This is a genomic window from Arthrobacter sp. 01T419 (assembly GCF_056398865.1).
The window spans coordinates 591,714-608,126 of record NZ_JBFTQF010000001.1; the positions used below are offsets into that span (position 1 = coordinate 591,714).

The 16,413-nt window shown below is 64.4% G+C and carries 10 protein-coding genes; 4 read left to right on the plus strand and 6 right to left on the minus strand.

What is annotated here, in order from left to right; translation table 11 throughout:
- The first annotated feature begins 303 nt into the window (after positions 1-303).
- Positions 304-1,719: a zinc-dependent metalloprotease gene (locus AC1DLO_RS02780; RefSeq protein ID WP_184736888.1), complete on the plus strand. Its 1,416-nt coding sequence runs from the start codon at positions 304-306 to the stop codon at positions 1,717-1,719.
- 21 nt (positions 1,720-1,740) lie between these two features.
- On the opposite strand, the gene AC1DLO_RS02785 is transcribed toward AC1DLO_RS02780, so the two are convergent.
- From AC1DLO_RS02785 to nudC, 3 genes are read right to left on the minus strand one after another with little or no spacing between them, the layout of a single operon-like run.
- Positions 1,741-2,370: a M48 metallopeptidase family protein gene (locus tag AC1DLO_RS02785; RefSeq protein ID WP_476888722.1), complete on the minus strand. Its 630-nt coding sequence runs from the start codon at positions 2,368-2,370 to the stop codon at positions 1,741-1,743.
- Positions 2,370-4,502 carry an ATP-dependent DNA helicase UvrD2 gene (locus tag AC1DLO_RS02790; protein ID WP_476888723.1) on the minus strand — a complete coding sequence of 711 codons (2,133 nt, stop codon included), beginning with the start codon at positions 4,500-4,502 and terminating at the stop codon, positions 2,370-2,372. Before AC1DLO_RS02790 ends, AC1DLO_RS02785 begins: the two co-directional genes overlap by 1 nt.
- The gene (gene nudC / locus AC1DLO_RS02795) at positions 4,499-5,500 is read right to left on the minus strand and encodes an NAD(+) diphosphatase (protein WP_476888724.1); all 1,002 of its coding nucleotides are present in this window, start codon (positions 5,498-5,500) and stop codon (positions 4,499-4,501) included. Before nudC ends, AC1DLO_RS02790 begins: the two co-directional genes overlap by 4 nt.
- A gap of 143 nt (positions 5,501-5,643) precedes the next feature.
- On the opposite strand from nudC, the gene AC1DLO_RS02800 reads away from it, so the two are divergent.
- Positions 5,644-6,939 carry a macrolide 2'-phosphotransferase gene (locus AC1DLO_RS02800; protein ID WP_184736879.1) on the plus strand — a complete coding sequence of 432 codons (1,296 nt, stop codon included), beginning with the start codon at positions 5,644-5,646 and terminating at the stop codon, positions 6,937-6,939.
- A 64-nt stretch (positions 6,940-7,003) separates the two neighbouring features.
- Here AC1DLO_RS02800 and AC1DLO_RS02805 read toward each other — a convergent pair whose 3' ends face one another.
- From AC1DLO_RS02805 to AC1DLO_RS02815, 3 genes are all read right to left on the minus strand, one after another.
- Positions 7,004-10,555 carry an ATP-dependent helicase gene (locus AC1DLO_RS02805; RefSeq protein WP_184736877.1) on the minus strand — a complete coding sequence of 1,184 codons (3,552 nt, stop codon included), beginning with the start codon at positions 10,553-10,555 and terminating at the stop codon, positions 7,004-7,006.
- Positions 10,552-13,800 (minus strand): ATP-dependent helicase, encoded by a 3,249-nt coding sequence (locus AC1DLO_RS02810; protein ID WP_476888772.1) that lies wholly within the window; start codon positions 13,798-13,800, stop codon positions 10,552-10,554. Before AC1DLO_RS02810 ends, AC1DLO_RS02805 begins: the two co-directional genes overlap by 4 nt.
- A gap of 89 nt (positions 13,801-13,889) precedes the next feature.
- Entirely contained in the window at positions 13,890-14,306 is a 417-nt protein-coding gene (locus AC1DLO_RS02815; protein WP_184736874.1) for an MGMT family protein, read from the minus strand.
- An 88-nt stretch (positions 14,307-14,394) separates the two neighbouring features.
- Between AC1DLO_RS02815 and AC1DLO_RS02820 the strand changes: the two genes are divergently transcribed.
- Positions 14,395-15,105, plus strand: a complete 711-nt coding sequence (locus AC1DLO_RS02820; protein ID WP_476888725.1) for an exonuclease domain-containing protein — start codon at positions 14,395-14,397, stop codon at positions 15,103-15,105.
- A gap of 343 nt (positions 15,106-15,448) precedes the next feature.
- Entirely contained in the window at positions 15,449-16,402 is a 954-nt protein-coding gene (locus AC1DLO_RS02825; RefSeq protein WP_476888726.1) for an ABC transporter substrate-binding protein, read from the plus strand.
- Positions 16,403-16,413 lie beyond the last annotated feature (11 nt).

The window sequence follows — 16,413 nt, forward strand, 5'->3', positions numbered from 1 at the left end:
GTCGTGCGACGTCGGGGCTTCGTGCGAGCGGGAGGGGCCGAGGGGCTGTCCGGGTTCCCCGGACGCTCCGGGACTCGGCAAACTAGTCAATGAAAGACCTCTCCGCGCAGGAACCTGTGCCTAACGCTACCGTTTCGGCCCCTCAGGGTGGAGGCCCATAAACATACCAACGATCCACCCTACTTGTTGTGCCAGCCAGGCGTGCTTTGCCTAGAGCGAACGACGCGTTCCAGAGGCAGACAGCCCCCGGGCATCGCGGTACCTTGAAAGTGATCACCAGTCACATCGACGATCGGCGGCACCATGACCTCCAACCCCAATACCCCCTCCAATGGAGACGATTCACCCCAGGATCCCCTGGCAGAAATGCTGAAGAACCTGATGGGCGGGCAAGGCATGGGCAACATCGACCCCGCCGAATTGGCGAAGGCCGCGGGGCTGCCGAACGACCCCAATATGCTGCAACAAATGTTTGCCCAAGTGCAGGCCATGATGAGCTCCACGTCCGAGGGCCCTGTCAATTGGCAGCTCGCCCACGAAAACGCCCGCCGCGTCGCCGCTGCCAGCACGGATCCGTCGGTGAACGCCCTGCAGACCCGCGAAGTCGACGAGGCGCTACGGCTAGCGGAACTCTGGTTGGATCAGGTCACCGACCTTCAAGCAACGGGCCTGATCGGCCGTGCCTGGTCCCGCGCCGAATGGGTAGAAGCCACCCTGGCCACTTGGAAACGGCTCACCGAGCCGGTTGCCAACAGCATCGCCAACGCGCTCTCGGACGCATTGACCCAGCAGATGCCGGAAGAAATGAAGGCCATGATGGGCGGCACCTCCTCCATGTTGCAGAACATGGGCGGAGCCATCTTCGGCATGCAACTGGGCCAGGCGATCGGCGCCCTGTCCGCCGAGGTAGTCAGTTCAACCGATATCGGTGTTCCGCTCGCCGATCTCGAAATGGCCCTGCTACCGGCCAATGTGGCCAAATTCGGCGAAGGCCTGAGCATCCCGGAGAACGATGTCCGGCTGTTCCTCGCCGTCCGCGAAGCCGCGCATGCCCGCCTGTTCGTGCAGGTTCCTTGGCTGAGGGGCCACCTCCTCGGCGCCATCGAGGCCTATGCGCGCGGCATCCACATCGACATGTCGCGCGTCGAGGACCTCGCCCGCGATCTCGATCCCGGCAACCCCGAGGGCATCCAAGAAGCCCTGTCCCAAGGCGTGTTCACGCCCGAACGGACCCCCGAACAATCGGCGGCCCTGGAGAAACTCGAAACGGCCCTGGCGCTTGTTGAGGGCTGGGTGGATGAACTCACCGCAGCGGCTACCGAGAAAGTGCTGCCCTCCGCCGTCGCACTCCGGGAAACGGTGCGTCGACGCCGCGCCACCGGAGGACCCGCGGAACACGCGTTCTCCTCACTGGTAGGACTGGAACTGCGCCCACGGCGCCTGCGCGAAGCCGCCACCCTGTGGGCCGCGCTGAAGGACGAACGTGGAATCGCAGGCCGTGACGCCATCTGGCATCACCCCGATTTGCTCCCCACAGCCCACGATCTGGACGATCCCACGGGCTTCACCGAACGGCGCCGCCTGGCCGAAGCCAGCGATACTGAGGTGGACGACGCCCTGCAGAAGCTCCTTGAGGGTGGTTACGACGCTCCGAAGGATGAGGAGAACACTGAAAGCAACCCGGAGGCTCCGAAGCCGGAAGATGGAGACGCTCCCTAGCAAACCATTCCTGGCAGAGGCCTAGATGGCGTCGGCGTCCCAGCCCTCGGCTGGAGCGTCGGCGCCTTCTGCGTCCGGTCCAAGCCCCCGCGACGTCGCAAAGGAGACCCCCTCCAGGAAGGCCTTGGCCCGCTGCGTCTCAGGGTATGCCTCCAGCAAGCGCCAAAACGCGGCGTTGTGTCCAGCCACCAGCAGGTGCGCGAGTTCGTGGAGCAAAACATAGTCGATCACCCACTGCGGCATGGCCCTGAGCTTGTCCGAAAGGCGGATGGTCCCGTCCGCCGGTGTTGCTGAACCCCACCGTGACTTCTGGTTGTTGACCCAGCGGACCGACGTCGGTTTGGCACGTCCGCCCAGATATTTCGACGACAGTCCGGCGGCATGACTGGCAAGCGCAGCATCGCTCGCGGGACGTCTCTTGCCGGCGCCCTGCGCCCCTCTCTCCCCCTGACGCTTGAGCTTGTCCAGCATCCGCCGGACCCATTCGCCCTCTTGTGCCTTCGTGAAGTGGGCGGGGATCGCAACTACCGCGTTCCCGTCTTCCCAGAACGCCGCAACAGTACGACGGCGGCGGGCCGAGCGACGAACGACGACGGGCACGCCGTCGTCGGTGGTCGACGCCAAAGCGGGCTGGCCCGCGCGCTGCGCCACTAGGCGGACCCGTTCTCGACCAGGACTGCCAGCACGGCTTCGCCATACTTTTCCAGCTTGGAAGGCCCGACTCCCGCGAGCTTCGCCAACTCCTCAAGCGAAGAAGGCCGCGCCTCGGCGATGGCAGTCAACGTCGCGTCGGTGAAGACCACATAAGCGGGAACCTCATTGCTCAAGGCCTCGTCCTTCCGCCATTGCCGCAAAGCCTCAAACGTCTGCTCCTCGTACGTGGGCGGGCACTGGCTGCACCGACCTACTTTACGTTCAGCGCCGGTGGCGAGCATGGTGCCGCACACCCTGCACGACGCCGGTGCTGCCGCCTTGCGCCGCGGTGTCGCGCGGCTGCGGGCGCTGGCCCCGAGCACCGAATCGGGGCGCAGTCCGTCAAGGAAGCGCGACGGCTTACGGTTTGCGCGGCCACCAGGCGTACGGGCGGTGGACCAGGACAGAGTCAGGTGTTCGCGTGCTCTGGTGATCCCGACGTACAGCAAGCGGCGTTCCTCGTCCACGCTCTCGGGAGTGTCGGCGAAGGAAATAGGCATAAGTCCCTCGCTCAAGCCCACCAGGAACACGGCGTCCCATTCCAGGCCCTTCGCGGCGTGCAGCGAAGCGAGGGTAACGCCCTGGACCGTTGGGGCGTGCTGGGCCACTGAACGTTCCTGGAGTTCGTTGACGAATTCCATCAAAGTGAATTCCGGCCCGCGGCTAATGGCGAGTTCGTCCGCGAGTGCCACCAGGGCCGCCAATGACTCCCAGCGTTCGCGCAGGGCTCCACCGCTGTGCGGAGCAGCGTCCGTGTAGCCGAGCGAAGCCACGATGTCCCGGACCAGTTGGCCGAGAGGTTCTTTGGCGGAGTCCTCGGCCACTGCTCGCGTGGCAGCGCGCAACTGGAGGATGGCATCCCGGACTTCCTTGCGGGCGAAGAAGCGCTCACCGCCCCGCAGTTGGTAGCCGATGCCCGCCGAAGCGAGGGCTTGTTCGTAGGCTTCCGACTGTCCGTTGGTGCGGAAGAGCACAGCGATCTCGCTCGCCTTGGTGCCGGCGTCGATCAGTTCCCGAATCCGGCCGGCGACCACCGCGGCCTCTGCCTCGTCATCGGGGCATTCCATGAACCGTGGTTCCGGTCCAGTTGGACGCTGCGCCACCAGCTGCAGGGGCTTTGCCCAGGCAGCATCCGCCACCGTCCCACCGCTTCGCCGGGATCCGAGGAGATCATTGGCCAGCTTCACCACTTGGGGCGTGGAGCGGTAGTCACGAACCAGCTTCACGACTGTCGCCGAGGGGTACTGCCCCTTGAATCCAAGGAGATGCTTTGGGGAAGCGCCCGTGAAAGAGTAGATGGTCTGGCTGGCGTCGCCCACCACGCAGAGTTCGTCGCGGCCGCCAAGCCACAGCTCCAAGAGCCGCTGTTGCAACGGAGAAACGTCCTGATATTCGTCCACCACAAAGTGCCGGTACTGCTCACGGACGGTGGCTGCCACTTTCGGGTCTTCCTGAAGGATGCCTACCGTGATCAACAAGACGTCCTCGAAATCGATCACGTTGCGGTCCGTCTTCACGTCCTCGTATGACTGGAAGACCCGCGCGACCGCGGTCAAGTCGAAGCCTCCCGGAGTGCCGCGGCCGTGGGCGTTCTCAAGATAGTTGGCCGGCGTCAGCATGGAAACCTTGGCCCACTCGATCTCGGCCGCAAGGTCACGGATGGAAGCGCGATCGGTACTCAGGCGGAGCCGCCGCGCCGCTTCGGCGATCATGTTCGCCTTATGATCCAGCAAGTTTGGCAGGACGCCGCCGATCGCCTGCGGCCAGAAGAACTGTAGTTGCCTGAGCGCAGCGGCGTGAAAGGTGCGTGCTTGGACGCTTCCGACGCCGAGATCCCTCAGCCGGCTGCGCATCTCGGCTGCGGCCCGGGAGGTGAAGGTGACGGCCAGGAGTCGCTGTGGGCTGTAGACCCCGGAGTGGACACCATAAGCGATGCGGTGCGTGATGGCCCGGGTTTTTCCCGTACCCGCTCCGGCGAGGACGCACATGGGTCCATTGAGGTTGCTGGCGACTTCCCGCTGCTCGGCATCGAGGCCGCCGAGAATCCGGTCCTCGAGTGAAACGGTGTCGCCGAAGATGCCGTCTGTCACTGCTGGAGGTCCTCGATGACGCCGCCGTACCAGTGCTCGATCAGGGAACGCGCAATCGAGAGCCGGGTGGAGATCGTAATCTCGCCACTGAGCACGGCTGCCTGGAGCTCCGCGCGGCTGAACCAGCGCGCACGGGTGACCTCGACGCCGTCGGGCCGGGCTTCGACGTCGTCCGTCGTCGCGGTGAACCCGAGCATAAGCGAGGCCGGGAACGGCCACGACTGCGAGCCGAGGTACTGGCAAGCGGTGACCCGCACACCTACCTCTTCCGCGATCTCCCTCACCACGGCCTGCTCAAGTGATTCCCCGGGTTCAACAAATCCTGCCAAAGTGGAGTAGTTCTTCGCGTCTACCGGCCCGCCTCCTCCCAGCAGCAGCCGGCCGTCAGAACCGACCACCGTGACGATGATGGCAGGGTCTGTCCTGGGGTAGTGTTCCGAATTATCCCGCGGGCATCGACGCACCCAGCCCCCGGCCTCGATGACGGTAGGTGCTCCGCATTGCGGGCAGTGTGTATGGGTGGCATGCCAATTGGAAATGGCACTCGCTTCAACGAACAAGGCGGTATCCGTGGCATCGAGGCGGGAAGCGATCTCCCGGAATCCCGTCCAGGTGCCTTCGGCCGGAAGACCCGCAGTTCCGGGGGCAGATGGCTCGCCCGGCACGAAGAGGACGATGGGTGTTTGCGCCGGGACAGACGAAGGCTGGCCGGACGAAGGGGCAAGGGTCCGGCCGAGATAAATCGCAGTGAGCGGTCCGCCGGCTGCTTGAAGGGTTTCAAGGAGAGGCGCAGCATCACCCAGCCACAGCTTCTCACCCACCACGAGCGCCTGGCGCTGCGACAGCACCATGGCCTTGGCAGCGCCCGAAGAGATCACTTCGTCCAGCATGCCGGGCTTCATGCGTTCGGCCGATCCCCGGTCAACCATGGCAGGGCGCACCGGAAGAACGGTATCGATAAGGTGGTTTGCCGGCGCCTGGAACTCGGTGAAACTCATGTACCTACCGTACTGACTCGCACCGACAAATAACATTTGGATCCACCTGCGATCCACGCTCCTGCATGCTGTTTTCTCGCGGATCTCAAGACTCGCCGTACTGCATCGCTCCCAGAGGCGCTTGTCAATCTACCGTGGAACACGTGAGAAGAACACCGTTCGAACTGGCCGCTGTAGCAACTGCGGCGGTGCCCGGCCTGACGCCGACGGCTGCCGCCTCCGCCCCGGATGATGCTGCCGATTTCGATTCGGCGCTTCTGCTGGACTCGGAGGGCAAGCGTTGGCGCGTCCGTTCACCACGGCATCCGGAAGCCAGCGCCCGGCTCGAGACCGAATTCATGATTCTCCGTGCCTTCGCGCCGGCGATCAGGGCCGAGCTGCCCTTTCTGATGCCCACTGTGGCCGGAACCGTGCGCCAAGGTGCGCTGAGCACATTTGTTTACGCCCATTTGGCGGGGGCCACGCGCAGCATCGAAGAGCTGTCCGCCTGCAATGATGCGTTGGCCAAGGAGATCGGCGCGGCACTGGCAGCGGTCCACGATCTCCCCCAGTCGCTCGTCAACAACGCGGATCTTCCCAGCTATACCGCCAACGAATTCCGCCAGCGCAAGCTGAATGAGCTGGACCAAGCCGCCACCACGGGCAAGATTCCGCCCTCCCTGCTGCGTCGCTGGGAGCACGCGCTCGAGGACGTGGCGCTGTGGCGCTTCAATCCGTGCGTGGTCCACGGCGACCTCCACGAAGACAATCTACTGATCGACGGCGACAGCGTCGCTGCCCTGACAGGGTGGACCGATCTGCGCATCGGCGATCCCGCCGATGACTTCGCCTGGCTCGTGGCGTCAAACGAACAGAAGTTTGTAGAGTCCGTGCTCCGGCACTACACGGAAGCCCGACGGGACACGCCGGACGAACACCTGCTGCGTCGCTCCGCACTTCTCGCCGAATTCGCCCTGGCCCAGTACCTCGTCAAGGCCATGGCTGCGGGCCACAATGACATGACTGCCGAAGCCGAGGGCATGCTCACATCCCTTGCCGACGACATCGAGGAACAAAACGCACTGGCCGCAGAAGAAGCCGAGGCCGCAGCTGCGGAGCTCGCCGCTTCCGATGACGGCCTGGCAAAGCCTGCGGTGAGTGTGACAGCCATTCCGGAAGCCGTCCCGACGACCACAGTCCCGACGACCGCAGTCCCGACGAACGCACAGGAAACAAGCGCCATCACCCCGCCAGTCACCGTTGAGCCCTTGGTCGAAGCCGCTGTGGACCGCCCCGCCTCGGATAAGGCCGCTTCGGACGGACCCGCCTTAGAGCCTGCCGCAGTTTCAGCGGGCGGGAGCGACCCGACGCCGGAGGCGCCCTCCGAATCAGACGACACCTCGACGACGGCCCTCGAGGTAGTGGAGCCCGCTCCTTTGCAGGACGCCAAGGACCGCTAGCTGGTTTCCATCGCTAGTTGGTTTCAGCGGGCGACCAGGGCGGTCTTAGCGAGTTCGCGCGGCCTTAGTTACCCAGCGCGGAAGCGATGATGTTCTCCAGTTCGTCTGCCGTGCCCAGATCATGTGGCCTCACCACGGCGTCATCGGCTACGTAGTAGAACGCTGCGCTGACTTGCTCCAACGGGATGCCCTTGAGGCGCGCCCACGCCAGCCGGTACACGGCAAGCTGCAAGGCCCGGGTCTTCAGCTGGCGGCCAGCCGGCCGCTTGCCCGTCTTCCAGTCCACTAGGTCCCAGATGCCGTCCGCCCCCTGAAAAACAGCGTCGATCCGGCCCCGCACCACGACGTCCCCAATCCGCGTCTCTACAGGAACCTCGACGAAGGCCGGGGCACGGTGTGCCCATTCGGAGGTGACAAACGTTGCCACCATGTCGTCTAGTCCATACGCCTCGTCAATGTGGGAGTCAGAGCCGGGCGCCTCGTCGAGGTCCAGCATCCCGGTGGTTCCGAAGTAGTCCTCCACCCACGAATGGAACGCGGTGCCCTTACGGGCCGAAATCCCGGGTTGCCGCGGCACGGGCCGCCGTAGCTGGGCAAGGACGGCAGCAGGATCGTTTCCAAGATCGACGAACATTGATGCCGAAATATGCCCCGGCAGGTGAACGTCCTGAACCGGCTTCCGTCGCAGCTGCCGTTCCAACAACAGCTCCGCTTCGGCGGCCCAGCCAGCAGCCGCGCCTCGTAGCTGTTGGGCGGAGGGGTGGCGCGGAGCACCAGGCAACGAGGAATTGATGACCAACGGCGCATCCGATGGGAGCCCCTCGATGGCTTCCCTGACCCGGGCTGCCGCGGCCTCCATGGCAGCCCGTCGGCCCGGTACCAACCGGAGCCGATCTCCTGTACGAGGATCGCTGGGACCTTCGAGGGGATCATAGGGGAAGAGAGCAACTTCTGTGCCGACCGTCAGGGGGCTCTCAATGGGCAGCGCGTCTTCACTGAGCGACTGCGGGTGAATGGCAGCGGCCGATGCTCCGCCGGCGTCGTCGCCTGATTGGTCAGCCAGACATGCCAACTCGGCAAGGAAGGGCGACGTCTCGGCAATCCCCGCGCGGGAGCCGTTCCACGCGGCGCTCGATGCCCACAGGACGAACTTTGCACGAGTGTAGGCAACGTAGGCGAGTCGCCGTTCTTCAGCCTCGCCGTGGTGCTGAACCTCTGATTTGAAGTCCTTCTCGGCATCCAGCCAGCCTTTCTGGTCCGGTTGGTCCAGGTCCCACTGAGGGAGGTCTGCCCGGTCACCGCGGAGAGGCCATGGCAGTGCCGCAGTTCCGCTGCTCCATCGCGAGTCCCGGCTGCTCGGGAAGGCCCCGGCATTGAGACCGGGGACGAAGACAACGTCCCATTCCAAACCTTTGGAAGCGTGAACCGTCAGAAGTTGCACGGCCTCGTGGTTCACCTCGGCATCGGCCATGTCCAGTCCGCCTTCTTCTGATGCGGCCGCTTCAAGCCACCCCAGGAAGGCCAGTAGATCCACGCGTTGTGAGGTCTGCAGGAAGCTCGCAGCAGCATCGTGGAACGCGTCCAGGTTCCGACGAGCCTGGTGGATACTCGTGCCGGGCTTCGCCGCGACTTCAATGTCAAGCAACATGGCGCGTTCCACCTCGCCGAGGAGGGTGGAGAGATCATCCCCGATGAATCCACGGAGGTTCCGAAGTTCCGCAGAAAGGCGGCCAAGACGTTCCAAAGCCAATGCGCTGAGGGAGCGGCCGTGGCCTGAGGTCCATCCCGGGCGGGGCAAGAAGTCCAGCGCCTCAACAAGGCTCGCCGCATCCGTGATGTCGCTTTCCACCACGGTCTCCGCGAGGCTTTCGTCCGTCCCGAAGGCATCGTGGTCCGCTCCGTCCCCGTCGTACACACCGCCTTGGGAGCGCCGTCTGGCCAGGAACTGAGACCAGTCGCGGAACGCCATGAGGTCGGCAGTACCAATCCTCCACCGGGCGCCTGCCAGCAGACGCATCAAGGCGTCCGAGCGGCCGGGATCGGCCAAGACGCGGAGGGCCGCCACGAGGTCCACTACTTCAGGAGTATCGAGCAGACCGCCGAGGCCGACTATTTCGTACGGAATCCCCTGGACCTCGAATTCGCGCCTCAAGCATTCCATCTGTGCCCGACGGCGGCAGAGTACTGCCATGGTTGGCGAAACCGGTGCGCCGTCAGCTGCCGTTTCGAAGACTGTGCGCCGGTACCGGTGGACGTCCAAGGCAATCGCTGTGGCCTCATCTTCGTCCGTGGCAAAGCGCCCGAGAACGACATTGCCGTCCACGGCCGCTGGGCTCGGCTGCAGCGGTGGTACTGCAACGGAGCTGTCCGTGGCACTAGCGCCCGGCGCTCCGTCATTCACGGCAGCCTTATTGAGCGGCCCCGAAATGACATTGGCGGCGGCCAGGATATTGCGTCCATTCCGCCAAGCAGTTGTCAGGTACGAGGTAGGGGCGATTGCAAGGGACGCTCTTCCGAAACTGTCTTCCACCCGGACCGGGAATTCCTGGACGAAGTGGAATAGCTGGCCTGCCGAAGCACCCCTGAACCCATAGATGGATTGGTTGGGATCCCCCACCGCTGTGACGGCGTGCCCTCCCCCGAACAGTCGGGAGAACAGGACCAGCTGCGCGTGCGAGGTGTCCTGGAATTCATCCAACAACACCACCTTGTAGCGGGCCCGCTCGGTGGAGGCCGCCAAGGGAACGTCCTGGGCAATCTTGGCTGCGAGCGCAACAAGGTCGCCAAAGTCCAGAACCCCCCGGTTCCTCTTCGCCCCTTGGTAACGCCCCACCATGTCCGCAACGCTGGCTCGGGTGCGCAACATCGCGCCGAGATCGCCAGCGGCTTGGGTGGGGTTTTTTTTCGCCCCGTCAACATAGGGCAATTGTGCGAACTCTGACACCCGCTCCATCAACCAGCGCTGGACTTCGGCCGGTTCGCGCAAATGCTCGGCGCACTCGCCGGCCAACTGCATCACAGCATTGACCAGCGTGGACTTGGCGGCCGTGAAGTGCCCGTAATCGCCGTCGTACGCTTCAACCACTTCAGTGGCAAGCTGCCAGGCCTGGGCGCCTCCCAGCAGCACCACATCGCGTTCGATACCCAGACGGAGGCCGTAGTCGGCCACAATTCCGCTGGCGTAAGAGTGGTAGGTGGACACTTTGGGTTCAAGTTCATCGGAGCCGGCAACTCCCTCGGGGAAGCCGTACTGCCCGTCGTCCGAGGACGCGATGCGCTGCAGTGTGGCCAATTTGGCGCGGATACGACTGGCCAGCTCCCCTGCCGCTTTGCGGGTGAAGGTGACGCCAAGGACCTCTTCAGGGCGAACCCATCCGTTCGCGACGAGCCACACCACGCGATCCGCCATGGTTGCGGTTTTCCCGGATCCGGCGCCGGCGATGACCAGCCGGGGGGTCAACGGTGACGCAATGATGGCGGATTGCTCGTCCGTGGGACGGTTCCGTTCGCCGAGGATATCGGCCAATTCGCCGGGCGAGAATCGAGGTTCCGGCAATACCGCGGCATCTTCGGCGGCCTCTCCGGCCTCGATTCCGGCAAGTGTCTGGACGGTCATTCTGTGACCTGCTTTCCCCTGGCGCACAATGGGCAAATATCGGGCAGTCGGCAGCCGTGGCCTCCATGGCTGCCCTTTGAGGGATCGTGACGCGCTTCGAAGCTTGCTCCGGCCATGAGCACGGCTGCTTCGCTGACAAGGTCCTGCGCCCAGTTATCTCCCGGGTCCAGGGGCTCCTGCACTTGGACCGCCGGCGTCTTTGTCTTGGTCCCCAACTGCGCCAGCACGGCACCGCCTGGAACAAGCCCCGGAACCGGCAGACCCTGGAATGCCCCGTGCAGTACGGCCTCCTGGTACGCACCCAGCTGGGGGTGCCTGGCGAGTTCGGCTTTGCCCGGCTGGCGTTTGCCCGTCTTGAGGTCGACAATCACCAGCCTGCCCTCGGCGTCAATCTCCAAACGGTCCACTTGCCCCCGAAGCACACCGTTCCGGACAGCCTCGGAATCCTGAGCAGCGGGGTTCAGCCGCACCTCAGGCAGCGGAACCTCGAAGTCCTGCTCGACCCCTGCCAGGCTCCGGCCCTCGCTCCGCATGACAAGGACGTATTGTGCAAGTTTCCGGACCATCTGCTCCGCACGTTGGAAGTCCAGCCTGCCCTCCCAGTTGTCCTTCATGCCCAGGGTCGGCCAACGGCGCACGAGCTCCGCGACATACTCGGCACCGGAAGCATCCGGCAGCTCCTGGGCGATCGCATGGACCAAGGTGCCCAGGCTCCGGGCAAAGTCAGTGGCGGCTTCGCCGCCCGCCGCCTGAACGAACCAATCCAACGGCGATTTGTGTACGGTTTCCACCTTCGAGGGAGAAACGAACACCGTGCCCCCTTCCGGAATCACCGGCTCCTCGCTGCTGAGTGGCGCCAATCCCCACCAGGAATCCGGGTGCGCGCCGGGCACCGGGGGCTCTGCGGTGGCAAGGTGAGCAAGGACCCGGGCAGCCTCCGCAGCCTCCCCCGCGACGCCGGGACGGGCAAGTCCGGCGTCGTCCGGCTGGACACGCTGCCTCAGCTCGGCCACCAAAGCGCGCAGGGTCATGGGCCGGTCCACTGGTGTGTACTCACGCCTGTACTGTCCCGGTTCGAGGGGCGCCACGTAATCGAGAAAGGCCGATTGCTGCTCGTCCTCGGAAGAAACCGCCGTGCAGATGAGGACTTCCCGCGCACGGGAGACGGCCGTTGAGAAGCTACGTAATTCGTCGTAGCGGATGTCCCGCAGTCTGCTGAGCGGACCCCGTTGCAGGGCGTGTTCAACTCCATGCTCCACGGCATCGGCAAATAGAGTACTGCCGAGGAGTTCACCCCGGAGCCTCGTGTTGGGCCATACGCCCTCCTGCAGGCCAGCGACGATGACCACGGCCCACTCCCGCCCGGCGGCGCTGGCCGGCGTCATGAGCTCCACTGCTTCCTCCAACTGGGCCCTGGCGGCCAGAGTGTCCATGGGGAGTTCCTGGCTGAGCAGATACTCCAGGAACTGTTCGGGACCGGAGCCGGGGAGCTGGTCGACATAGCGCTCGGCGGTGTGGAACAGGGCCATCATGGCGTCAAGGTCCCGGTCCGCGCGGGCGCCTGCCGCGCCGCCGTCGAGCGCCGTTTCCGTCCAGCGCGAAGCCAGCCCGGTGGCTTGCCACAATGCCCACAACACCGTCTCCGCGTTGGCCCCGGGTTCGTCGGCAGCCAGACGTCCTGCCGCGATCATGCGGGCCAAACGCCGTGCCGAGCTACCTTCGATACCCAAAGAACCCAGTGCCCCGGGCTCTAGCAACGCCTCAACCAGCAACGCATCGCTGGACCGTCCACCGCCGCCCAACAGTTCTTCCCGGCGCAGGGATTGCCGCAGGCGGCGCAACTCGATCGCGGTAGCCCCGCCGATCCTCGACGTCAGAAGAGAGACCGCAGACTCAGGCGTCAGCTTGGCCGGATCCAACACCACGCCGTACACCTCGAGCAGGGGACGAACAGCCACTTCGTCGCGGACAGCGGAATCCGCGACGGGGACGCGGACGGGGATTCCCTGACCGCTCAAATAGCGTTGCAATTGCGCCAATTGCCCACCGTTGCGCACGATCACCGCGATGTCACCGAACTCGTGGTTCTCACATAGCTGAGCTTCAAGGATGCGTTGTGCCACGTAGCGCAATTCGTGGACTGTGGAGGGAAGGACATGTGCTTCCACCCGGCCCACAGGCTGCGGCCCCACCGATGCAGGCAAGGGATCCAGGCGGCGGGCCAACTGGCCTCCCGCGCGCTGCGAAATGCGCGCAGCCACGCCGGTCCATGCTTTCGCGACCTCGGGGAAGTGCCGGTGGGTATGCCAGAGCGGAAGCTCGTGAACACTATTCGCAAGACCTCCGAGCAGTCGGGGCAGTTCGGCGACAAGATCGGGACGCGCCCCGCGGAAACCCTGGACTACGGTGTCCGGTGAGGACGTCACCAGAACGTCTTTCCCCTCTGCGATGTCTGCGAGCAGCTCAAACACCGCGGGATTTGCCTCCTGGATATCGTCCGCCAGGATGAATTGCAGCCGCTCGCGCTCTGCGGCCAGGAATCCGGGTGAATCCTGGAAAATCTGGCGCGCCGCGGTAATGATTCCTGCAGGATCAAATGCCTCCGGCATGCGCAGATCCAGGACGTCGCGGTACTCGGCGTACAGGTCTGCGGCGGCGACCCAGTCCGGCCGGCCGCATTCGTAAGCGAGCACCGTGAGGTCCTCCGCGGTGCGGCCGGATTCAATGATGCGGTCAAAAAGCTGGCGGATCTCCTGACGGAATCCCCGCGTCGGCAAGGCCGCTGACAAGTCCCGTGGCCACGGAAGTTCAAAGCCCGGTTTGGCATGCCCTTCCAGCAATTCCTTGATGATCAGGTCCTGTTCCGGCCCCGAAAGCAACTTGGGAGGACGCTGCAGCGCCAACACTCCCTCCGCTTTGGCGCGCCGGATCAGATCGAAAGCGTAAGACGCCCAGGTGCGTGCCGGCGTCGTACTCAAACTGCGGTCCAGCCGCCCCGTAAAGGTGTCCCGCAACGCCGACGCCGCGTGACGACCGGGCGCCAGGATCAGGATCCGCTCGGGATCCACGCCATCGCGCTCAACCCGCCGGACGGCAGCTTCCACCAGGACAGTCGACTTCCCGGTGCCCGGCGCCCCGGGCACCAACACCGGCCCGGATCCGAGCGGAAGGTCGACGACGGCGGCCTGGTCAGCGGACAAAGGCGGCGCCGCGTAATGGACTTCACGCGGCGGGAGCAGGCGCAATCTGGCCGAGGACTGCCGCGACTGGGACTGCCGCGGTGTTTGCCGTGTTGTCGCTTGCTGTTTTGACGCCTGCGGGGCCGGTGTTGGACTCACACAGTCATTTCATCATCGGGCACCGACAATTTATGGAGCTCACGCTCGAGTTGCTCAGAGATCACATCGATAGAGTCGAAATCCTGATCCGTCGGAGCCCACCGGGCAACGCCCAGATTGACCCTCCAGCGGCCTTCGCCAGTCCGCAGATAGTCTGCGTAAGCGCCGTGCAGGGGCGTTCCCTCGTCCAAGTAGTGGCGCAGCGCTTCCGCTTCGAGGCCCGGCGGAGCCTCACCGCTGGCGCGAAGAACGCGCCACCAGGCCACGGCGCTCCCGTGATGACTCATGACGGATCCGATCTGCCGGGGACCACCGGAGCCCAGAAGCTCGGCAACGTCCCCATAGGACACGGCTACCCCGGGCGGCATGAGATCCACGACGGCCAGCACCGCCGTCACAAACTCCATCCGCATGCCACCAGCGTATCGTCATAGTCCGCCGTATCGCGGCAGAGGGAGTGTCGGTCCGGTTCTTGTCGGAGGGCGCCGGTAGCGTTGAAGCATGAGCTCCTGGAACACCCTCCCCCGCGCCGCGTTTGACCTCGAAACCACGGGACGGAACTCCCGTTCCGCGAGGATCGTCACCGCTTCCGTCACGGTCGTGGATGACAAAGGCGGCATCATCAAAGAGCTTGAATGGTTGGCGGACCCCGGTGTAGAGATCCCCTTGGAAGCCAGCGAGATCCACGGCATCACCACGGAAAAGGCGAAGGCCGAAGGCCGGCCGGCCGCAGAGGTCACGCGTGAGGTTGCGGCCGCACTCCAGGACCTGTTCGACGACGGCGTGCCGGTCATTGCGTTCAACGCCAGCTACGACTTCACGGTCTTGGCCGCCGAATCGGCCCGCTACGGAGTTCCACAACTGACCCGCTTCCCCGTGCTTGACCCCTACGTTATGAACAAGCAGGTTGACCGGTACCGCAAGGGCAAACGGACCCTGACCGCGTTGTGCGAGGAGTACGGCGTGAACCTGGACAACGCCCATACCTCCGCCGCAGATGCCCTTGCCACCCTGCGCGTCCTTGACGCGATGGCCGGAAAGTTCCCCAAGCTGCAGATGCCCGCTTCCAAGCTGCACCACCTCCAGGTTGATTGGGCCGCCGCCCAAGCAGCCGATTTCCAGACCTACCTGCGCCGAACCAAACCAACGGCTGTCATTGAAGGCAACTGGCCGGTGCTTCCCCCGGAAGACGCCAGCCGCGGAGACTTCTAGGGGCTTCAGGGTCCACGGACTGGACGCTTCTCCAGCGTCCGCATGATGGGATGCACGTCACATTGCCCGTCGCTGCCTGAATGCCAGCTGGACGTCAGTCACGGATTCCCCTTTGATACCCAGAGACACGGCACTTCAGGGGCAATTCCCAATCATTGGTGAATTTAATTCGGAGTTTCTCAGAATCAAGCGCCATATCGCCGTCAATTCATCCTCGAATACGCGGATGACATAATTAAGTTTGGCGGGTCGAGTTCTGATATTGCGGCCCAAACCTGCTTTGGCTGCGTTCCCCGCCCGTCTCGATACGAACGCGTGTTCCCCGATGAAAGTGATTTGCTTGATGAAAATCAAAGCCCTGAAGTGGTTCTCTGCTGTCCCTGTGGCTGCAGTCCTCGCCGTCTCGCTCGCCGCCTGCGGTGGCGGAGCGGGCAGCACCGGCAGCGCCTCGCCAACCGATGCCCTCCAAGGCAGCGACCAGAAGACGCTGGACAAATACACCACCAAGGACGTCACTCCGCTGGACAAGATCGACAAGTCCAAGCTGGGCCTCCTCACCGACGGCACCCTGCGCGTCGGCACTCTCTCGGACGCCCCGCCGAACATCTTCATTGACCCCTCGGGCAAGTTCACCGGCTACGACAACGAGCTCCTGCGCGCCATTGGCGCCAAGCTTGGCCTCAAGGTCGAGTTCGCCTCCACTGACTTCTCCGCGCTGCTCTCCCAGGTCAAGAACAAGCAGTTCGACGTCGGGTCCTCATCGATCTCCACCACGGACAAGCGCCGCGAAACGGTCGGCTTCACCAATGGCTACGACTTCGGCTACATGGCAGTCGTCACCAAGACCAACTCGCAGGTCAAGGGCTTCGCGGACCTCAAGTCCGGCGTCCGTATCGGCGTTGTCCAGGGAACGGTCCAGGACGACTACGTCACCAACACGCTCAAGCTTGAGCCTGTCCGCTTCCCGGACTACAACACGGTTTACGCCAACGTGAAGAGCGGCCAGGTTGACGCCTGGGTCGCCCCGTCGCAGCAGGCCACCGGCCAGGTCAAGGACGGCGACAACACGAAGATCGCCGAAAAGGTCGTCAACACCCAGAACTTCACTGCCTGGGCCGTGAACAAGGACAACCAGCCCCTGATCGACGCCCTCAACTCCGGCCTTGATGCCGTGATCGCGGACGGTACGTGGACCAAGCTGACGGCCGAGTGGTACAAGGACCGCCCGACCACGGCGGAGCAGACCCCGCAGGGCTGGAAGCCGGGCAGCAAGGCCGTCCAGATCCCCGCCAAGTAACCCAGGCGTTC

Bases quoted from the DNA above. Each gene is read 5' to 3' on its own strand.
- AC1DLO_RS02780 (WP_184736888.1), top strand. From the start codon at position 304: ATGACCTCCAACCCCAATACCCCCTCCAATGGAGACGATTCACCCCAG.
- nudC (WP_476888724.1), bottom strand. From the start codon at position 5,500: ATGAGTTTCACCGAGTTCCAGGCGCCGGCAAACCACCTTATCGATACC.
- AC1DLO_RS02805 (WP_184736877.1), bottom strand. From the start codon at position 10,555: ATGACCGTCCAGACACTTGCCGGAATCGAGGCCGGAGAGGCCGCCGAA.
- AC1DLO_RS02815 (WP_184736874.1), bottom strand. From the start codon at position 14,306: ATGCGGATGGAGTTTGTGACGGCGGTGCTGGCCGTCGTGGATCTCATG.
- AC1DLO_RS02820 (WP_476888725.1), top strand. From the start codon at position 14,395: ATGAGCTCCTGGAACACCCTCCCCCGCGCCGCGTTTGACCTCGAAACC.
- AC1DLO_RS02825 (WP_476888726.1), top strand. From the start codon at position 15,449: ATGAAAATCAAAGCCCTGAAGTGGTTCTCTGCTGTCCCTGTGGCTGCA.